Raw genomic sequence first — 19,079 nt, 5'->3', positions numbered from 1 at the left:
AAATAAACTTAATAAGTGAATCATTATCTATTCCTTTGAATGTTTCCATAATATTCAAAGAGCTAGCTGAGGATTTTTGTGGGTGAAAACCTACATTTAAGTTTTCGAAATTGTTCTCTACTGTAAACTTTATGAACTCATAGGCTTTTTCTTTACGTTCATCAATAGCTATGTCTGTCAAAAACTTAAAGTGGAATAAAGTAAAAGGGGACTGAATAATTTGCTTAGAAGATAAATTTCGCTCGTCAAATCCAACTAAATATTTATCAAATTTTTCAAACACTGATGCTATAAATCTAGTTTTAACTTTATTTTCTAAAAAGTGGGCTAAATCACCAATTTGTTCTAATTTATTACGATCAACAACAATTGTATCTAATGTTGCGTTATAACTAACTGGCCGATTAGATATAAAGCCTAAACCAGAGCTTAATTTTGAAAGTGAAAAGTCAATTTTACAAACTCCTTCAAACTTTGACCATTTATCAAATTGTTCTTCTAAACTAAACTTTCTCATTTTTTACCCCAATCACTAAAATCTAACTCATCCCATATGGATGTTTCTTTCATTGCTATTTGTCTTTTTACTTCTTCTGGCGATAAGTTGTAATAAATATCTGTACTAGTTTCCCTTTTATGACGAAGAATTTTCTGTGCATCCTTTTGGCTAACTTTTAAGACATTTGCACAATAAAACCCCGTAAAGTGCCTCATGACATGTGAATACAACTCTTTCCCTGTTATCTTTGCAGAATGTCTTCTAAAACGACTTTCATAAGCATCAACTGTCATCGGCATATCATTATCTGTATTACATAATAAATATGGATGAGAACGTCTTGATTGCATTAAAAGCTTGGGAACAAGACGAGTAAATAATTCTTGAGCGTATCCACAGGTCCACTCAAGTAAGTGACCATATTTTTCATTCGGATCACGTAGTTGAACACCTTTCCAGCCTGCGTGATATCGATGTCGTGTATGAAGATTGGTTCGTACTGGAAGTCGTGATAGGTAATCTATATTAATATCATCTAAATCAGAGATGGCTTTATGTTGACGTAAACACGACTTTAAAATTCCTATTCTAGGAACGAGCTTATTCTTTTCAGGTGAAAATGTTTTTCCTTTATTAGGGTCTGAAATAATAACTTCAGCCAAACTCCCTTGATAAACGATATCTGATACAAAAATATGTAAATTTTCTGACTCTCTTAACCCAGTGAAGCCACTTAATAAAAATGCGGCTTGGTAGTTAATATTTTCTTCACTATCGATAAACTCTTTTAATTTTTTGGGTGGAAAGTACTTAATGATTTTCGAATTACCTTGATCAAAAAATTCATTATCATAATCTAATCCTGTTTGATTACGATCATCGGCCATCGCATCTTTAACTGAAGCAATATGTTCTAACAACTTAAAATTAGTTTTCTTTTCAAAAGCACTGTATCTAACCGTCATTTGATGAATCATGTCATCACTAACGAGTTCTGTGACATTTAGATAAGTTTTACAGTAAGACTGATACTTTTGAAATTGAGTAATACTTTTACGGACATCTGCATATTTAGTTTTCTTCCAGAACAAGCCTAAATCACACACACCGTTTTTAATAGTTCCATGTAATTTTGCGCTAAAGTAATCGATGATAAGCTCATGTCCACTATTCAAATAAGCCTGATGTTTATCCTCATTGGCTAAGTAAAATTGATAAATATCTGCTACTACTTTGAATATTCTTCTCAGCGCTGCATCTTTCCCTCTTCCAATATCCATCTGCTCTTTAGTAAATGACAATAAAGAGAAAGAAACCTTGCCGTCTACCAGATAAACAAGAGGAAAATCTCTTTCAAATTCCTTTGTTCTGACATAACGTATATAATGACTACGTGAACCTAAGTTGTTTTTCATTTTTATTCTTCTAAGATCATTTGTGTTGTTATGTGTGTTGACGGAATTTACCAAACACACTAACATTATTTATTAGTATTAACATTAAATTTTACATTAAACTTGATTATATTTTTAATCTAAGCCTTATTTGTATATTTTTATGTGGGTTTATCTTGACGGAATAAAAGCTTATTGCCCGTGATGAAGCGCTTCACCTTTCAGGCACTCAGCATATTTTAAATATTATGCAAGATGGCAAAGACGACCCTGAAATGGCAATTGTTGCTGCACAGTGCCGTGAAGAAGCAATCAAGATGTTTGTTGACGCTGCAGAGCAAGAAAAAGAATGGGCAGAGTACCTGTTTAAAGATGGTTCAATGATTGGCTTAAATAAGCATATTTTATGTCAGTATGTTGAATACATTACCAATGCACGCATGACTGCTATTGGTTTACCAGCACAGTTTGATAATAACAGTAATCCGATTCCATGGATCAACTCATGGCTTGTTTCTGATAACGTGCAAGTTGCTCCACAAGAAGCGGAAATTAGCTCATACCTTGTAGGTCAAATTGATTCACAGGTTGATGCTGCTGAATTTGGTGACTTTGATTTATAATGACTGATAGAACCACTGCAAGTGTCACGCTTGCAGATAACAGCCAGTGCTTAGATTTTACCGCTGGCTGCCCTTCTCTTTTACACTGCTTAGAATCGAATAAAATTGATGTTGCTTACCAGTGCCGTGAGGGATATTGTGGTGCGTGTCGTGCAACACTTGTCTCTGGTGAAGTTAATTACAATGAAGAGCCGCTGGCCTTTGTGCGTGATGGTGAAATACTGTTGTGTTGCTGCAAGCCCAATGGTGATATCAGTATTAATTTAAAGTAACTAGCAAACCACACAGTATAATGCCAAACAGCTCGCTTTATTCACTTACCTTTTTCTGCAATTATTACTCAAGTAATCGCGATTATAGCCGTGTTATTTACTCTGAATAAGCAGCAGGTACAAATCGGTAATGACCCGTAATTGTATAAGCAAAAAGCATATCGCTCATTTCAGGTCCGCGACCAATATTGTGCACAATAAGCGGGTGACCACTGTCCTGCGCTATTTGATTAACGACCATACCTATGTGCGGTAAATTGCCTGGCAGCATCCAAGTGACTATGTCACCGGTTTTATAATCTGCTGCATTAGGCGATTTAGTTAACACTTGAGCATGGCGCTCAAAGTAAACCCCTAAGTTAGGTACACGTCGATGATCAATGTTTTTATCTGGCTTGGTTAATCCCCAAATACGCTTAGAAGGATATGCGCGAAAATTGGCCTGCATGTCTTCATGTACTAACTTTTGTAAATCTATACCAAGCTGTCGATACGATCTAATTATAACATCAGTACACACACCAATATTAGCGGGCACATCGCCACCTGGGTATTCAAGCCTATAATAGGCGCCATCGTAAGTTACTTGTTGCGTTGTTCTGTGTATCAATGCGTTGACAATATCATGATTGAAATCGGCTGCCTTTACATCAAGGGCAGATAAAGCTAGTAAATAGAGCACAAAGCGCGACATATAAATTCCTTTTATAATATTTATTAACTAAAACTGTTGAGTAATATAGTCAGAAATATTAAATTTATTTCCATTGCTGGTAAAGTGCGCATCAAGTGCATAGGCCATTATTTCAAGCGGAGCATCATTGTAACCACAGGTTTGGATTTCATTGATGTAGCGCATAATAAAAGCGTGAGCACCGAGCTCGCGCCATTGAACTACATGAGCCAGCTCATGAAAATGCACTCTTAAATTCCGCGCAACATGAGGTAATATGTAATAAGTGTTTTTATAGGTGATCCCTGCTACATCCATGTCAATAAAATCGCTTAAACCAATTTCACGTAAACCAGCAAAGTCAGGCTTGGGAATGTGTTCAACAACCACATAAAATGCAGTTTTCAAAAATTCATGCGGGTAAAAAGTCAGCAAATTCGCTAACAAATGTATCACAGCATATTCTTTGATGAACATACAATCCATTGTTCTATTTGCGCTAGCATGTTTTCTCCAAAAAATTTGCTTAGTGACTTAACTTAAGCATAAATATTTAATGACGCAGAATTTGCTTTTATCAATAAAAAAGCGCCAATGGTATTATTACTGACGCTGATTATTAATAATGGCTATAAAATTGCCTAGCCTTCTTCTTCAACCAATGATTCTAATAACTCATGGATCTCTGATTTTAATTCTTTGTCTTCAATTTTATTCGCACTGATTTTAGCATCTTGCAGATTTTTAATTGCCGCTTCTTTATCACCCAGCTCAAGCTGTAAAGTAGCCATAGAAAAGGCAACAGACGACATATGATCTTTGTTATTAATTTCTATCGACTTCTGTAACGCTTTTTCGTAAGTCTCGATAGCTTCTTCTAGCTCTTCGGTGAAATCAGCCAATGTTTCCCACTGAACAGGGTGATCTTTCGCTGTATTTTCGTTTTCAATACAAATAGCTTTTAGCTCAGCATATAAAGATTCAAACTGTTTAGTATCATTTTTATTAGCCGCTGCCATCAGCTTTTCCGCCAAATCGTGAACCGCTTTGTATACTTTAGTATTCATAATTACTCGCTACCTTATTAACGCGCCTTTTTTGACTTATTAAAGGCATCGTATTCGAAATATATTCCCTAATAGTACATTATTATTAAGCGCTGCGTTGTTACAAAAGTATTATAAGCGATAAAAACAGAGGTTTAATTTAAAAACCTGGATATTACAGTGCTACACTTAACGCTTAATTTAAGTCGCAATAGTAAATACCTACCCTATGCAAAATTGCAATCAATGCGGTAAATGCTGCACTAAATATGGTGCGGCAGATTTAGATACAAATCAGGATGAAATTGAAATGTGGGCGTTATTCAACCCAGAAATATATCAATATGTTAAAAACGATCAGTTATGGTTTGATCCCAAAACAGGCGAGCAATTAACGCAATGCCCATTTTTAGTACTTAGCAGTAAAAAATATCCACAAGAAAAAGATAAATATACATGCAGTATTTACCATGACCGTCCTCAAGATTGCCGACACTACCCAAGTTTAATTTCAGAAATGATAAACGATGACTGTGAAATGCTTGAACCAATCGATAAACAAAATCCTTTCAAAGCACAAAAAAAATTAGACATACTAATGATAGACAGCCGCTCTTAAGCGAATAAATATAACAAATGCACTGATCTGTAATAATGAGCTGGTAATGTAAATTTAACGCGATTATTTTGCCATTCAACGCAAAATTAAAAGTTATAGTATAACATTGTTGATGATGCCATTTTGTAGTGTTATATTATATCACAACATAACAACCACGATTCGAAGTAATTATGACAAAGTTAACACTCATATCCTCAGCGCTACTGTCTGTTTTGTGTTCTCACTCTGCCCTAGCAGCAACGATTAACGGCACAGTAACAGATTCAAAAAAAAACCTATTGCTAATGCAACTATTCATGTTCATGGAAAGTCACAAAGCGTGAAAAGCAATGAACAAGGTCAGTTTAGCATCGATATAGATGCTAAAAGCCAATTACATATTAGTAAAGATAACTACATCGATTCACGTATATCGCTTGAGAATGTAGACGATACAATTACTGTTACATTAAAGCCGTCTTCGGTTGAAACTGTGGTTGTGTATGCCTCGGCACTACATAAAAATAGCTTAGAAATGATTTCACCTGTAAGCGTACTATCAGGGGATGAACTAAAAAATAAAGCGAAACCGACCCTAGGTGAAACACTTAAAGGAATACCAGGAGTAAACGCGAGTTATTTCGGTCCAGTGTCTTCAAGTCCGATTATTCGTGGCCTAGGTGGTCCTCGTGTTAAAATTACTCAAAACGGTTTAGATAGCAGTGATGCATCACGTATTGGTCCAGATCACGCAACATCAAGTGATAGCTTAGCCGCTGAACAAATTGAAGTACTACGAGGCCCAAGCACCCTACTATATGGCTCTGGTGCGATTGGCGGTGTAGTAAATGTGGTTGATAACCGTATTCCAACCAATAATATTGACGCACTCTCGGGAGCGGCACAATACACACACGATACCGTTTCAAATGCGAACACTTATGCGGCAAAATTAGAAACAGGCAACAATAATTTTAATTTTCATTTTGATGGCACCAAACGCAGTGGTGATGACTATCAAACGCCTCGCTTTAACCTACCGGATGAACATGAAGAAGGTGAAGTACACATTGAGGGCGATGAAGAAACAGCCACTTCAGTTGAAAATACCTTTATCGACAGTGAAACAGTAAACTTTGGTACCAGCTATGTCGGTGAGCATTTAACTGTTGGCTTTTCATACGGCAATATTGAAACAGATTATGGCATTCCTGGGCATTCACATGATCACGGTCATGCCCATGAAGAAGAAGGCGATCATGAAGATCATGCGGATGAAGAACATATAGAAACTCCCGTTTATGCTCATTTAGAGCAAGATCGTTGGCAAGGACTGATAAGTTATGCATTTCATGATAACAGGATTGAATCGATTAATCTTCGTCTTGGCTACACCGACTACACTCACAGTGAAATTGAAGATGGCGCGATTGGCACCACGTTTAGTAACGAAACCACTGAAGCACGTTTAAATGTAGAGCATCAGTTAGGCCAATGGCATGGCATGATTGGCTATCACTATAGTGAATCTGATTACGATGCAATTGGCGAAGAAGCGTTTACGCCTGCAAGTGTCACTACCACTCATGCGTTATATTTACTTGAAGAACGCACATTTGGCGATGTCACCGTAGAGCTTGGCGCCCGCCTAGAAGATTATGATATCAAAAGTGATGTAGATACACATCAGCACAGCCATGATGAACAACCTGTATCGGCAGATGAGACTATTAACTACACCCAAAGCTTTACTAATGTAAGTGCCTCAGCCGGTGCGATTTGGGAGTATATGCCAAGTCACAACCTAGCCGTTAGCTTATCACATTCAGAGCGTGCGCCACTTTCAGCTGAATTACTCTCTAATGGTTTGCATGTTGCCACAGGTACTTATGAGCTTGGCTTGGGCTATCATATTGAAGGGGCAGAAGCGCATTTTGAACCTGAAGAAATTAAACAAGAGACCTCTACCAATCTTGATATTAGTTTACGTCGTTTTAGCGGTGACTTTGGCTACACCGTCAACTTTTTCTATAACGATATTAAAAACTTTTATTATCAACAAAACACCGGATTAGTGTTTGATGAGATGGATGGCTTTGAGTCTGCTGCCAATGGACACAGCGATGCAATTGATGTTTATCAATTTACCAGTAAAGATGTGCAGCTTTATGGTTTTGAATTTGATGCACATTATCAAATAAACCCCAGCGCCATGGTAAAAGTATTTGGTGACTCTACTCGCGCCAAACTAAAAGATAATGAAGGTAATTTACCACGTATCCCTGCCAATAAATTGGGCTCAGAACTACAATATACCCTAGGTAATGCGCAATTTACCTTAACAGGAACCCATTACTTTGAGCAAAATGATATTAGTGCTTACGAAACGGCAACGGATGGCTATACATTAATTGATTTACAAGCCAATTATCAACTTGATTTAGGCGCAGTTGACACGCAGCTATACCTAAGTGTTGATAACATTACTGATGAACTTGGTTTTGTACATAGTTCATTTATTAAAGATACGGCACCTCTTCCTGGACGTAACTTCCAATTTGGCGTTAGAGGCTACTTTTAAAACGCGCTCATTTTTAATCAGACAATAAAAAACCGCATTCGTAATAATGAATGCGGTTTTTTTTACAACTAAATTCTAATTAAAGAATTGCGTGTAACTCAACGTCAAATACTAGAGTTGAGTAAGGTGCGATTGCAGCACCGGCACCACGTTCACCATAAGCAAGCTCATGAGGAACGTATAAACGCCATTTAGTACCTACTGGCATCATTTGTAATGCTTCAGTCCAACCTTTGATCACGCCACCTACTGGGAATTCAGCAGGTTGACCGCGCTCGTATGAGCTATCAAAAACGGTACCGTTTACTAAAGTACCGTGGTAATCAACACGTACTGTAGACTCTGCAGTTGGCTTCTCGCCTTCACCTGTTGCAAGTACTTCGTACTGAAGACCTGACTCAGTTACTGTGATTTCAGGACGTTTTGCGTTTTCTTCTAAAAATGCAATGCCTTCAGCAGCCAATACTTTAGCTTCTTCTTCACGACGAGCTTGGATCTCTTCGTTAATTTTCTCAAACGCAGCTTGGATTTCAGGGATCTCTACTTGAAAAGCACTGCCTGCATACGCATCTTTCATGCCTTCAAATACTGAATTTAAGTTTAAACCTTCAAAAGGGTTAGCCTTAAGTTGCTCACCCATTTGTAAGCCAATACCGTAACTTGCTTTTTCAGCATCTGTAGTAAAATTATCTGACATAATGTGTTATTCACGTTTTGTTAGTTAAAAGACCCGTATATGCTATCACAAAATAAAAGCCGTTTGGGGCTAGTTTTTATTGAGTTTTTCTTTAATTAAACCAATAGCAAAGGTACATACAGGTAAACTGAGCAAAATTCCAACAAGTAAGCTCATCGACAACAATCCGGCCACACCGACCAGCAAAAGAGGCACAGCCACTAAACCAATAATGCCAATATAAAACGCGCCCCATACTGGCCAAAAATGATCGTATTTTGTGATTAAATGCGCCGATAAAATATTAAACCCTACGGCGTATAATAAGGTCATCATCAGTGCATCGTCTGGATAAGCATCTATAGCCATTTTTTGTAATAACGATATGGCACTTTGGTAACAATAACCAAACACAGTCCATAGCAGGATGTGCTTAAGTAAACGTTTAGAAAAGGATAACTCCGGGGACTGTGACATGATAAAGCTCCAGATAGCAAAAAACCGCCAATAAGGCGGTTTTTTAAATAATGGTGGAGAGATAGGGATTTGAACCCTAGAGGGGCTATAAACCCCTGCCGGTTTTCAAGACCGGTGCATTCGACCACTCTGCCATCTCTCCGTACGGCGCGCATAATAAGATCATACGCTTAGCTTGTAAAGTCCTATTTTAATAAAACCAGCTAAATAGTTAAATATTAACCGTTTTAGTTACTAATAATATTGTTTAGGCCTACGTGCAATCCAAGAGCACACTAAACATACCAATAAGCTGGCTGTTAAAAATGCAATACTTTGGAATATCAAATCGAAGCGGTTTAAATCATCACTTGGGATCACAACTAACACAAACGAAGGTAGGACGGTGAATAATAGAACATAGCAGCATATTTTAAAGGCTCTGCCAAAATCAAATCGTCGAGACTGTTGCATCCACCATGTTAGCAGTACTAGCACACCCATCGCAGTTGCAGCAATAAAGTGAGCTGCTTGTGTATTCATTGCAACATAAAATGTCGCAAGCGCGCCAACAACACCCCAGATTGACCAAGCAAACCAGTTTTCTTTTTCACGTAAAAATAAATTTCCCATCATTTGCGTCTTCTTTATCGTTATTATTGGTAAGACTTTCCATACATTACCAAAAAACAACCGATTAAAAAACAAACTGAAGAAGATTTATTGCGTTTGGTGCTTCCGTGCGCTTCTCGCAGCTACAATATTAACCGCGGTAGTGTAACACGATTAACTTAATGAATTATGACTATATTGAATATAAAAAGTTCATCCTATTGCTACAAAAAACTAAAATAGTTTTCTGGTTTATGGCACGGTGACTTTTTACACTCAACTGCTGGCGTCCCTAAATACAAATAACCCACTATTTCATCATCATTGTTTAAGTTAAGCGCGTGTTTAACACTGGGGCTTTGTGCAAAGTAACCTGTGCGCCAAATACCGCCAAGCCCTTGTGCAAATGCGGCTTGTTGCATAGCCAGCACGCCACAGCCTGCACTTTGAACTTGTTCTATTCTTGGTACTTTTGGATGTTGTTGATATTTTGCAATGGCAATAATGATCATGGGTGCTCTAAGGGGTAACTCTTTAGCACGATTAATTACTTTTTCAGCTTGCTGCTCGGCCAAAGCGCTTTGATAATAAATTTCACCTAACTTATGACGTGCATCCCCTTGAACAATAATATATTGCCAAGGCGCAATACAGCCATGATCAGGAACTCTGAGCCCAGCCTGCTGAATAATGTTTAGTTGTTCTTCATTAGGGCCTGGCTCTGTCAGTTTTGCATCTGACTGGCGGGTTAATAAAAGCTCAATAGCATCCATTATAATTACTCAAAAGACAAAACAATAGCATACCATTGAAACCCTTAGGTTAAAATATAATGGGCACCCCGCTGTTATTATTTGCTTATCAAGAAAGTACCTAGGTTAAAAAAGTACACAAATAATATCGCAACCCAAATAGCCGTGTATTTGTGCCATTACAAAGTGGCGCTCGCCTTTTGCGTGTAAATAATTAGGTCGAACTAATGAGAGGCTTTATCGATTTAATTTTGCCAGTTAAGCGTTGTAGCCAAGGCACCATTGAAAATCGCAATAGCGTATTTATTAGCTATACAAGGAATGGGGTAAGGTAAAAAACAACAATATAAGGGTCTGATTAAAAGTTAACTATCTTTAAAAAATAATCAGACCCGTGTACTTACTTAAATTGCATATTAAATACTGCGTGCAACTTGTAAAGCTTCAAATATAGCGCGCTTGGCATCAATAGCAGCAGCGAGTTTAGCGCCACCAATAACATGAACCTTGGCATTCTCTGCTTGTGCCTTAAATAGCTCGTCGTTAGACACTTGACCAATACAGGCAATAACCGTATCGACTGGCAGTACTTGCGTTTCGCCAGCAACACTAATGGTTAGGCCGTTTTTATCAAAACGATGGTATTGGCAATTGGCAATTTGTTTAACACCATGTTGTTTAGCAACTTGACGATGGATCCAACCGGTTGTTTTACCTAAGTCACCACCAAAGCGCCCTTCACTGCGTTTTAGCATATAGAGTTGACGTTCATCTTTATGCGGCTGAGGTTCACACTCTATGCCCCATTGGGTTTTAAAGTCGCTGATGCTTTGTGATTTATGTTCGCTTAAAAATGCCACCATATCAAAACCTATACCGCCTGCGCCTAATATAGCAATAGAATTACCCAGCTCTACTTCACCGCGTATAACTTCATCGTAAGCAAATACACGCTTATTATCGCTGCATTTAATCGTAGCTTCACGTGGTCTTACACCCGTGGCAAATACCACATCATCAAACTCAGCTAGCATACTGTCACTAAATGCTTTACCTAATTCAATGGTTACATTTAAACGCTTAAGTTCATTACTAAAGTAAGCCAATGTATGGTTAAAGTCTTCTTTACCTGGTATTTGCATGGCTAAATTAAACTGCCCACCCATATGCTGCTTTTGGTCAATAAGCGTTACATTGTGACCTTTTTGCGCTAAGTAACAACTTGAAGAAAGCCCAGCAGGACCCGCTCCAACCACTAATACATTTTTAGCTGTTGCGGCTTTTTCTAGAGGGTAATCAAGTTCAAAACCCGCTTGTGGGTTAACTAAGCACGTGGCACGTTTACCTTTAAATACGTGGTCTAAACAGCCCTGATTACATCCAATACAAACATTAATATGGTCAGAGCGCTTGGCTTGGTATTTATTAAAAAACTCAGGATCGGCAAGTAAAGGACGCGCCATAGAGATTAAATCAGCTTCACCCGCCGTTAAAATATCATTGGCAATTTCTGGTGTATTAATGCGGTTTACCGCAATAACAGGCACGCTAATAACATCTTTCAACCGCTTTGACGCTTCTTTAAATGCGCCTGGGGGTACCATGCTTGCAATTGTCGGTACTCGAGCTTCATGCCAACCAATGCCAGTATTAAAAATATCAACACCTGCTTTTTCAAGTGCAATAGCTTGTTGTGTTACTTCCTCAGGAGTTGAGCCATTCGGAATTAAATCGATAACAGACAGTCTAAAAATAATTAGAAATTTATCTGAAACTTTAGCTCTTACTGCTTTTACAATCTCAACAGCTAAACGCATTCTGTTTTCAAGACTGCCACCAAACTCATCGTCTCGTTTGTTTGTATGCGGTGCCATAAATTCATTAATTAAGTAACCTTCAGAGCCCATCACCTCAACGCCATCGTAACCTGCTTTTTCTGCTAAATATGCAGAGTGCGCAAAATCTTTAATGGTTTTTTTAATTGAACTTAAAGACATAGCCTTAGGTTTATAAGGGTTGATCGGTGCTTTTATAGCACTTGGGGCTTGATTGAATGGATGATAAGCATAGCGCCCAGCATGCAATAACTGCAGGCAAATTTTACCACCATGTTGATGAACAGTTTGCGTATAAGCACGGTGTTTAAAAACATCATAATAACTATTAAATGATGATGAAATAGGCGTTAACTTGCCGCGAAGATTAGGGCTATATCCCCCCGTAATGAGCATTGCTGTGCCACCTTTAGCACGTGCTTCATAAAAAGCACGTAGGCGTTTACGATTATGCCATCCCTCTTCGAGGCCGGTATGCATTGATCCCATTACTAAACGGTTGCGTAATTGTGTGTGTTTTAGTTCTAATTTTTGTTCTAACATCCTGTGCCCCAATAACTGGTCTAACCTGTGTGCATTTAGTCAATTCTGCTTTAATGACCAACAATAAGCAATATATGAGCAGATTAAACTTAATAATTTTTTAACTTAAAACCTGTTGACTGCGTTTATCTTGACCAATAGCGTGAGTTAAAAGTAGTGACTACAGCCATAATTTCAGTAATTATTTATCAAATAAACACGTGTTTAATCTCAAGTGTAATTGAATTTATAAATGTTTCGTTACGATTTAGCAGTTAAATTTATTTATATTCTACGCTAAGATGGCAATAACGTTTTAGCTGTACCAATTTAAGGAGCTATTTTGATAGCAAAGGTATTTAAAGGTATATGGACGGGGATCAACTTCTCACGTCGTTTAATACTCAACGTATTGTTTTTATTTTTGGTCGTCATTTTTATCGTATCGGTATCAAGTGACGGTGATAAAATTATTGTCGAAGAGGGCTCTGTTCTTAGACTTAACCTTAATGGCCCTATTGTCGAAGAAAAAACCTATATAGACCCTGTTGAAGCCGCTATTAATGATGCAACGGCCAGTGCTGACTCACCCAGTGAAATATTGCTCGACGATGTAGTTGAAGTAATTAATGAAGCAGCACAAGACTCGCGTATAAGCGCTATTTTGCTTGATTTACAAGAAATGCCAAAAGCACATTTAAATAAGCTCAAACAAATTACGCAGGCACTTGAAACATTTAAAGCAACTGGTAAAAAAGTGATTGCCTCAGGGTATTACTACACCCAAGCACAATATTACATTGCCGCGCATGCAGACGAAATTGCGATGCATCCTTATGGTAGCGTGCTTATTGAAGGCTACGGTATGTACCCGCTTTACTTCAAAGACGCATTAGAAAAATTAGAAGTCACTCAGCATATATTCCGTGTAGGAACCTTTAAATCGGCCGTTGAACCGTTTATCAGAAACGATATGTCAGAGGCAGCTAAAGAAGCAAACCGCGTATGGCTTGGTGCTTTATGGAACGAATATAAGCAAGACGTTAGTGCTGTGCGTCCTTTTGATGAGTCAAACTTTGATGAAACAATGGATGTTTATTTAGCTAAAATGCAAGCCGCTAATGGTGATGCCGGTAAGTATGCACTGGATAACCAATGGGTTGATTCATTAAAAACCAATCAGCAAATTCGCCAACAATTAATTGAATTGGTTGGAGAAAATGAAGATGGAAAAACATTCAAACAAGTCTCTTTTGGTGAATACTTAAGTTTAGTAAAACCGCCTATTGAGTTTGATAACCCTATGACTGAAAAAGTCGCTGTTGTAGTTGCTAAAGGCACTATTGTTGATGGTGAACGCCGTGCTGGTGAAATTGGTGGTGATTCAACTGCAGCCCTCCTTCGCAAAGCCCGACTTGATGACAAGGTTAAAGCGGTGGTTTTACGTATAGATTCAGGCGGTGGCAGCATGTTTGCCTCAGAAGTAATTCGTGCTGAAGTACTTGCACTTAAAGCTGCTGGTAAACCCGTTATTGCATCAATGAGCTCAGTAGCTGCATCAGGCGGTTATTGGATTGCATCGGCGGCCAATGAAATTTGGGCAGCGCCGAGTACAATTACCGGTTCAATTGGCGTATTTGGTACCTTTATGACATTTGAAGATACCCTCGCTAAAATAGGCGTGTATTCAGATGGCGTAGCGACCACCGAATTGGCAGGTTTTTCAATCACTCGCCCACTTAACGAGAAAATGGCTAAAGTTATTCAAATGAGTGTTGAAGAAGCGTATGGACGCTTTTTAGATGTGGTTGCGGAGGCACGTAATATGACCCCAGAGCAAGTTGATAAAATTGCCCAAGGTCGGGTATGGATTGCCTCTCAAGCTCAAGAGCTTGGTTTAGTTGATAAACTTGGTAATAAACAAGATGCGATTAAAGCAGCTGCAGAGCTTGCAAAGCTTAACTACTATGACGTTAAAACAATTAAGCAATCGCTTAGCCCACAAGAAAAAATGCTTCAAGATATTTTCGGCAGTGCCGCCGTTAAATCAGTACTTGGGCTTGAAACACAAAAAACAGCAGTATTAGCCAGCCAAGCTAATCTGCAAAGTGTTATTAAACAATTAAGCAGTGAAGTAGAAAACCTAAAAGATTATAACGATCCACAAGGTGTTTATGCCCGCTGTTTAGAGTGTACAGTTGCACAATAGTGCCTTAACAGGCTGTATTGATTAGCAGTTAGCGTTATACTAAGCCCAGTTTTTTTACTGGGCTTTTTTTATGAAACGTAAACGCATTTATATCGCTTACACTGGCGGTACCATAGGAATGAAAAAATCAATTCGCGGCTATATTCCTGCTGAAGGGTTTTTAACCGAAACCGTGGTTAATAACGCAGAGTTTAATCGTGAAGAAATGCCATTATTTGATATTCATGAATACTGCCCACTTATAGATTCTTCAGATATGTCACCGGCTCATTGGCAACTCATCGCCGATGATATAAAAAGTAAATACCAAGATTACGATGGCTTTGTGGTACTGCATGGTACTGACACTATGGCCTATACTGCATCAGCTCTGTCGTTTATGTTTGAAAACTTAACTAAACCTATTATTGTGACCGGCTCACAAATTCCGCTGTCTCAATTACGCTCAGATGGTCAAGTTAACCTCCTTAATGCCATGTATTTAGCGGCTAACTACCCCATTGCAGAAGTCAGCTTATTTTTTAATAATCAGTTGTTCAGAGGCAATCGTGCAACTAAAGCCCATGCAGATGGGTTTGATGCATTCGCCTCACCTAACTTAGAGCCGCTTGCGCTTTCAGGTATTAATATTCAGCTGATCAAAGGGCAATTAAGCCCGTATGTAGAAAATGAACTCCAAGTTACCCCTATTACACCGCAAGCTATTGGCGTGCTGTATTTATACCCAGGGATCAGCAAAGAAGTAGTAAAAAGCTTAGTTAATGGCAATATTAAAGCCCTTGTACTGCTAAGCTTTGGTGTAGGTAATGCGCCACAAGACCCTGAGTTTTTAGATATTCTAGATGAAGCAAGTAAACGGGGTGTTATTATTACTAATTTAACCCAATGTTTAAAAGGCCAAGTGAACATGGGCGGTTATGCCACTGGTAACGCGCTGTTAAACATAGGCGTGATCAGCGGTTACGATATGACCTTAGAAGCATGCTTAACTAAACTGCATTACTTGTTTAGTCAAAACCTAGAAATTGAAACAATTCGCCATTTAATGCAAGATAACCTGCGTGGTGAGCTGACCCGTTAAGTAATCAGTTAAGCGAATAACAAAAAAGGACACTACTTAGCGCCCTTTTTAGTTTACTTAGATTTTATTAACGAACTTTTGCGTCAATATCAACTAAGTCAGTTAAATGGCACGTTTCACCACTGTGAGTTTTAATGCCGTGCTCACCAAAGTAATCACGCTGGGCTTGAACTAAGTGCCCATTACTTGGTGTTGTTAGCGTTGCTAAGTAGGTTTGTGTTGCACTAAGCACAGGAAACGCCAGACCCGTCATAACGGCTAGGCCAGTCACTTTACGCATCGCTAATGACTCTTTTTCAAGCGTGTCAATAAACTCAACGCCTTGCGCTACACTATCAAGGTAATCAGCACGGATAATACACCCTGCACGCCATGTTTGTAGCGTTTTCGCTAAATCAACTTTCCATTGATGAGTTCGTGAAGCGCCTTTAATTAATGCAAGTCCTTGACGGTATGCCAACAGGCTCGCAAGGGTAAACGCATCTTTTAACTCGTTTAAATCAATATCAACTTGCGTGGTATTTTGTGCGCTGTACGTCATTTCTTGTGCGGCAGTGGTATTACACGCATTGGTTAAATGACGAGCTTGTACAGCAGCCACTAACGACGGTACCGCAATACCTAATTCAAGGGCGTTTTGTGCTGTCCATAAACCAGTGCCTTTTGCGCCTACTTTATTGTCAATTAAATCTACAAGCGGCACATTATGCGAATTTTCAAGTGATAAAATATGGCTTGAGATTGACAGTAAATAGCTATTTAGCTGCCCTTGAGACCATTCGTTAAATATCTCTGCAATTTCTTTAGGTGAGCGATTAGTGCCGTGACGCAATAGCTGATACATTTCTGCAATCAGTTGCATGAGTGCGTATTCAATTCCATTGTGAACCATTTTTACAAAATGGCCGCTAGCTGACTGGCCTACACGCGCAAAACACGACTCGCCTTTATAGCTTGCAGCAACCTTTGTAAACCATGGCTCGACACGCTCCCAGCCACCTTCAGAACCACTGGCCATCATAGCTGGACCGTGACGTGCACCCTCGGCACCGCCTGAAATACCCATAGTGGCAAATTCAAACTTATCTTGGTATTTGAGCTTACGGTTAATACCGTCTTTATAATTACTGTTACCACAATCAACAATAATATCACTACACTGAACACCCGCTTCAATAAGCTCGTTGCAAACCGCATCAACTAACTCACCAGCAGGCACAAGTAATAAAATAGAACGTGGTGCTTCTAAACGCCTAACCATATCCCCTAGATCAGAGACAATGTGAAGTTTATCAGCCATGCCTTGTGATTTAGCACAACTTAGTAATTCTTCACCCGCATTTGGGTTTTTGTCATAAGCGACAAGCGTTATCCCTTTTTCAATCAAGTTCAGGGCAAGATTTTTCCCCATAACGCCTAACCCTACTAATGCAACTTGCATTTAGTGCCCTCCTCGGTAACAACTATTTGGTTAGTAAATTAAAATAATACCGCGTGCATTATACTCAGACCGCAGCCATGAGCAAAGCTACATGCATTTATTACAGTTAAAATAAACGCCGCAATTATATCAAACAACCGCCCTCTCAGGGGAAGAAATAGCAGTGCTATTTAAATTTTTAGATCATTGACGCCCTGTGACACCGGTGTCATAATGATGACATATTCATTTTGTATATAATAGTCGCAATGTTATAAAAATTGCATAAAACTAAAGATTGCTCTTTATTAGTAATCGCTAAAAACAAAATAACCGTCAACTTGCTTAAAAAAAGCACACAGGAGAATTTAATGTTAAGACGTACAAAAATAGTCGCGACACTTGGACCTGCAACAGATAGAGATAATAACTTAGAAAAAATTATTCGTGCAGGCGCAAATGTCGTTCGATTAAATTTCTCACACGGTGTTGCACAAGATCATAAAGACCGTGCACAAGCTGTTCGAGATATTGCAACTAAACTTGGTAAGCACATCGCGATTCTCGCTGACTTACAAGGCCCAAAAATTCGCGTTTCAACCTTCAAAGAAGGTAAAGTGACCTTATCTGTTGGTGCAAAATTTATTCTTGATGCCAAAATGGAAAAAGGCCAAGGCGATATTAACGCCGTCGGTATTGACTACAAAGAGCTACCACAAGATGTTGCCCCTGGTGATTTATTGCTATTAAACGATGGCTTAATTCAACTCACCGTAGAAAGTGTTGAAGGTCACTTAGTTCATACCATTGTGACTGTTGGCGGCGTACTTTCTAATAATAAAGGGATTAACCGTTTAGGTGGAGGCTTAACGGCACCTGCATTTACGGAAAAAGATAAAGAAGATTTAATCACTGCTGCTGAAATTGGCGTTGATTACATTGCGGTTTCTTTTCCTCGCAGTGGCGATGATATGCGTTATGTGCGTTCATTAGCGGAGGCTGCAGGCTCTAATGCACAGCTTTTAGCTAAAATTGAGCGTGCTGAAGCAGTAGAAACACAAGAGGCAGTTGATGACATTATTTTAGCCTCTGACGCTGTTATGGTTGCCCGTGGCGACTTAGGTGTTGAAATTGGTGATGCTGCACTAATGGGTAAACAAAAACTCATTATTCGTCGTGCTCGTTCATTGAACCGTACCGTTGTAACCGCTACGCAAATGATGGAATCGATGATCGATAACCCTATGCCAACACGTGCAGAAGTTATGGATGTTGCCAATGCGGTACTTGATGGCACAGATGCAGTGATGCTTTCTGCTGAAACAGCCGCTGGTGATTACCCGGAAGAAACCGTTGCTACTATGGCGCGTGTTTGTCTAGGTGCTGAGTCGCAAAAAGAAACACACGTTTCTAAACATCGTTTAGACAGCCGTTTTTCTTCTAATGCCGAATCAATTGCCTTATCAGCTATGTATGCAGCTAACCACTTAGACTCTGTTAAAGCGATTATCACCTTGACTGAGTCGGGTAGCACGGCAAAATTGATGTCGCGAATTAGCTCTGGACTGCCTATTTATTCACTTTCACGTCATGCAAGTACATTAGGTCAAACAGCACTGTATCGTGGTGTTTACCCTGTATTTTTTGACTCTACAAAATGTGAAAAAGATAGCATGGTTAAAGATGCATTAAGCACACTTGTAGCCGCAGGCTCTTTACAAGCAGGCGATACCGTGATTATTACCCACGGTGATGCGATGGAAACGATTGGTGCAACCAACACGATGAAAATAGTCACGGTTTCGTAACTGTAACGCGCATAAAAAA

At 39.0% G+C, this 19,079-nt stretch carries 16 protein-coding genes, 1 tRNA gene and 2 pseudogenes; 7 read left to right on the top strand and 12 right to left on the bottom strand.

The features are described from left to right. Both P20311_RS10365 and P20311_RS10360 read right to left on the bottom strand, forming a co-directional pair. The coding region (locus P20311_RS10365; protein WP_036985067.1) for a hypothetical protein at window positions 1-517 on the bottom strand (517 nt) is incomplete at its 3' end. Next, the gene (locus P20311_RS10360; RefSeq protein ID WP_008112477.1) at window positions 514-1,914 is read right to left on the bottom strand and encodes a hypothetical protein; all 1,401 of its coding nucleotides are present in this window, start codon (window positions 1,912-1,914) and stop codon (window positions 514-516) included. The genes P20311_RS10365 and P20311_RS10360, both read right to left, overlap by 4 nt. A gap of 167 nt (window positions 1,915-2,081) precedes the next feature. On the opposite strand from P20311_RS10360, the pseudogene P20311_RS10355 reads away from it, so the two are divergent. Together P20311_RS10355 and yfaE are read left to right on the top strand one after the other, a co-directional pair. Beyond that, window positions 2,082-2,516 (top strand): annotated as a pseudogene (locus P20311_RS10355) (ribonucleotide-diphosphate reductase subunit beta); the annotation flags it as partial. Further along, entirely contained in the window at window positions 2,516-2,788 is a 273-nt protein-coding gene (gene yfaE / locus P20311_RS10350; RefSeq protein WP_008112475.1) for a class I ribonucleotide reductase maintenance protein YfaE, read from the top strand. The pseudogene P20311_RS10355 and the gene yfaE, both read left to right, overlap by 1 nt. 97 nt (window positions 2,789-2,885) lie before the next feature. Here the strand turns inward: yfaE and P20311_RS10345 are convergent, their stop codons facing one another. The 3 genes from P20311_RS10345 to P20311_RS10335 all read right to left on the bottom strand — a co-directional run bounded on the left by P20311_RS10345 (window position 2,886) and on the right by P20311_RS10335 (window position 4,528). Next, window positions 2,886-3,482 (bottom strand): DUF1287 domain-containing protein, encoded by a 597-nt coding sequence (locus P20311_RS10345; RefSeq protein WP_008112474.1) that lies wholly within the window; start codon window positions 3,480-3,482, stop codon window positions 2,886-2,888. A 27-nt stretch (window positions 3,483-3,509) separates the two neighbouring features. Beyond that, a complete protein-coding gene (locus P20311_RS10340) occupies window positions 3,510-3,938 on the bottom strand; it encodes a hypothetical protein (RefSeq protein WP_008112473.1) in 429 nt (142 codons plus the stop codon). Between the two features lie 164 nt (window positions 3,939-4,102). Beyond that, window positions 4,103-4,528 (bottom strand): tetratricopeptide repeat protein, encoded by a 426-nt coding sequence (locus tag P20311_RS10335; protein ID WP_008112472.1) that lies wholly within the window; start codon window positions 4,526-4,528, stop codon window positions 4,103-4,105. Window positions 4,529-4,736: 208 nt separating this feature from the next. Here P20311_RS10335 and P20311_RS10330 point away from each other — a divergent pair, with 208 nt between their 5' ends. Together P20311_RS10330 and P20311_RS10325 are read left to right on the top strand one after the other, a co-directional pair. Continuing rightward, window positions 4,737-5,126, top strand: coding sequence for a YkgJ family cysteine cluster protein (locus tag P20311_RS10330; protein ID WP_008112471.1), 390 nt, complete (start codon window positions 4,737-4,739; stop codon window positions 5,124-5,126). A 173-nt stretch (window positions 5,127-5,299) separates the two neighbouring features. Continuing rightward, window positions 5,300-7,689 (top strand): annotated as a pseudogene (locus P20311_RS10325) (TonB-dependent receptor). Window positions 7,690-7,768: 79 nt separating this feature from the next. Here P20311_RS10325 and P20311_RS10320 read toward each other — a convergent pair. The 6 genes from P20311_RS10320 to P20311_RS10295 form a co-directional block, all read right to left on the bottom strand. Next, the gene (locus P20311_RS10320) at window positions 7,769-8,386 is read right to left on the bottom strand and encodes an FKBP-type peptidyl-prolyl cis-trans isomerase (protein WP_008112467.1); all 618 of its coding nucleotides are present in this window, start codon (window positions 8,384-8,386) and stop codon (window positions 7,769-7,771) included. A 69-nt stretch (window positions 8,387-8,455) separates the two neighbouring features. After that, window positions 8,456-8,779 (bottom strand): hypothetical protein, encoded by a 324-nt coding sequence (locus P20311_RS10315; RefSeq protein WP_008112465.1) that lies wholly within the window; start codon window positions 8,777-8,779, stop codon window positions 8,456-8,458. Between the two features lie 114 nt (window positions 8,780-8,893). Then, a tRNA-Ser gene (locus tag P20311_RS10310) sits at window positions 8,894-8,984 on the bottom strand. 92 nt (window positions 8,985-9,076) lie between these two features. After that, window positions 9,077-9,454 carry a hypothetical protein gene (locus P20311_RS10305; protein WP_024601029.1) on the bottom strand — a complete coding sequence of 126 codons (378 nt, stop codon included), beginning with the start codon at window positions 9,452-9,454 and terminating at the stop codon, window positions 9,077-9,079. Between the two features lie 203 nt (window positions 9,455-9,657). Continuing rightward, window positions 9,658-10,206 (bottom strand): NAD(P)H nitroreductase, encoded by a 549-nt coding sequence (locus tag P20311_RS10300; protein ID WP_008112461.1) that lies wholly within the window; start codon window positions 10,204-10,206, stop codon window positions 9,658-9,660. A gap of 395 nt (window positions 10,207-10,601) precedes the next feature. Next, entirely contained in the window at window positions 10,602-12,563 is a 1,962-nt protein-coding gene (locus P20311_RS10295) for an FAD-dependent oxidoreductase (RefSeq protein WP_008112459.1), read from the bottom strand. Window positions 12,564-12,885: 322 nt separating this feature from the next. Between P20311_RS10295 and sppA the strand changes: the two genes are divergently transcribed. Further along, window positions 12,886-14,751, top strand: coding sequence for a signal peptide peptidase SppA (gene sppA / locus P20311_RS10290; RefSeq protein ID WP_008112457.1), 1,866 nt, complete (start codon window positions 12,886-12,888; stop codon window positions 14,749-14,751). A 70-nt stretch (window positions 14,752-14,821) separates the two neighbouring features. Beyond that, window positions 14,822-15,832: an asparaginase gene (gene ansA / locus P20311_RS10285; RefSeq protein WP_008112456.1), complete on the top strand. Its 1,011-nt coding sequence runs from the start codon at window positions 14,822-14,824 to the stop codon at window positions 15,830-15,832. Window positions 15,833-15,899: 67 nt separating this feature from the next. Here ansA and gndA read toward each other — a convergent pair whose 3' ends face one another. Next, window positions 15,900-17,273 carry an NADP-dependent phosphogluconate dehydrogenase gene (gndA, locus tag P20311_RS10280; protein ID WP_008112454.1) on the bottom strand — a complete coding sequence of 458 codons (1,374 nt, stop codon included), beginning with the start codon at window positions 17,271-17,273 and terminating at the stop codon, window positions 15,900-15,902. A gap of 350 nt (window positions 17,274-17,623) precedes the next feature. On the opposite strand from gndA, the gene pyk reads away from it, so the two are divergent. After that, window positions 17,624-19,060 (top strand): pyruvate kinase, encoded by a 1,437-nt coding sequence (pyk, locus tag P20311_RS10275; protein WP_008112452.1) that lies wholly within the window; start codon window positions 17,624-17,626, stop codon window positions 19,058-19,060. The last annotated feature ends 19 nt before the right edge of the window (window positions 19,061-19,079 follow it).

The organism is Pseudoalteromonas sp. BSi20311 (genome assembly GCF_000239875.1).
GTDB lineage: Bacteria > Pseudomonadota > Gammaproteobacteria > Enterobacterales > Alteromonadaceae > Pseudoalteromonas.
This window is presented reverse-complemented; position numbering and strand designations above follow the sequence as displayed.

What these genes read in the sequence shown, in the direction of transcription:
- ansA (WP_008112456.1), top strand. Translation starts at nt 14,822, where the DNA reads ATGAAACGTAAACGCATTTATATCGCTTACACTGGCGGTACCATAGGA.
- P20311_RS10300 (WP_008112461.1), bottom strand. Translation starts at nt 10,206, where the DNA reads ATGGATGCTATTGAGCTTTTATTAACCCGCCAGTCAGATGCAAAACTG.
- P20311_RS10340 (WP_008112473.1), bottom strand. Translation starts at nt 3,938, where the DNA reads ATGTTCATCAAAGAATATGCTGTGATACATTTGTTAGCGAATTTGCTG.
- gndA (WP_008112454.1), bottom strand. Translation starts at nt 17,273, where the DNA reads ATGCAAGTTGCATTAGTAGGGTTAGGCGTTATGGGGAAAAATCTTGCC.
- P20311_RS10305 (WP_024601029.1), bottom strand. Translation starts at nt 9,454, where the DNA reads ATGGGAAATTTATTTTTACGTGAAAAAGAAAACTGGTTTGCTTGGTCA.
- P20311_RS10320 (WP_008112467.1), bottom strand. Translation starts at nt 8,386, where the DNA reads ATGTCAGATAATTTTACTACAGATGCTGAAAAAGCAAGTTACGGTATT.
- P20311_RS10360 (WP_008112477.1), bottom strand. Translation starts at nt 1,914, where the DNA reads ATGAAAAACAACTTAGGTTCACGTAGTCATTATATACGTTATGTCAGA.
- P20311_RS10295 (WP_008112459.1), bottom strand. Translation starts at nt 12,563, where the DNA reads ATGTTAGAACAAAAATTAGAACTAAAACACACACAATTACGCAACCGT.
- P20311_RS10330 (WP_008112471.1), top strand. Translation starts at nt 4,737, where the DNA reads ATGCAAAATTGCAATCAATGCGGTAAATGCTGCACTAAATATGGTGCG.
- yfaE (WP_008112475.1), top strand. Translation starts at nt 2,516, where the DNA reads ATGACTGATAGAACCACTGCAAGTGTCACGCTTGCAGATAACAGCCAG.
- P20311_RS10335 (WP_008112472.1), bottom strand. Translation starts at nt 4,528, where the DNA reads ATGAATACTAAAGTATACAAAGCGGTTCACGATTTGGCGGAAAAGCTG.
- P20311_RS10345 (WP_008112474.1), bottom strand. Translation starts at nt 3,482, where the DNA reads ATGTCGCGCTTTGTGCTCTATTTACTAGCTTTATCTGCCCTTGATGTA.
- pyk (WP_008112452.1), top strand. Translation starts at nt 17,624, where the DNA reads ATGTTAAGACGTACAAAAATAGTCGCGACACTTGGACCTGCAACAGAT.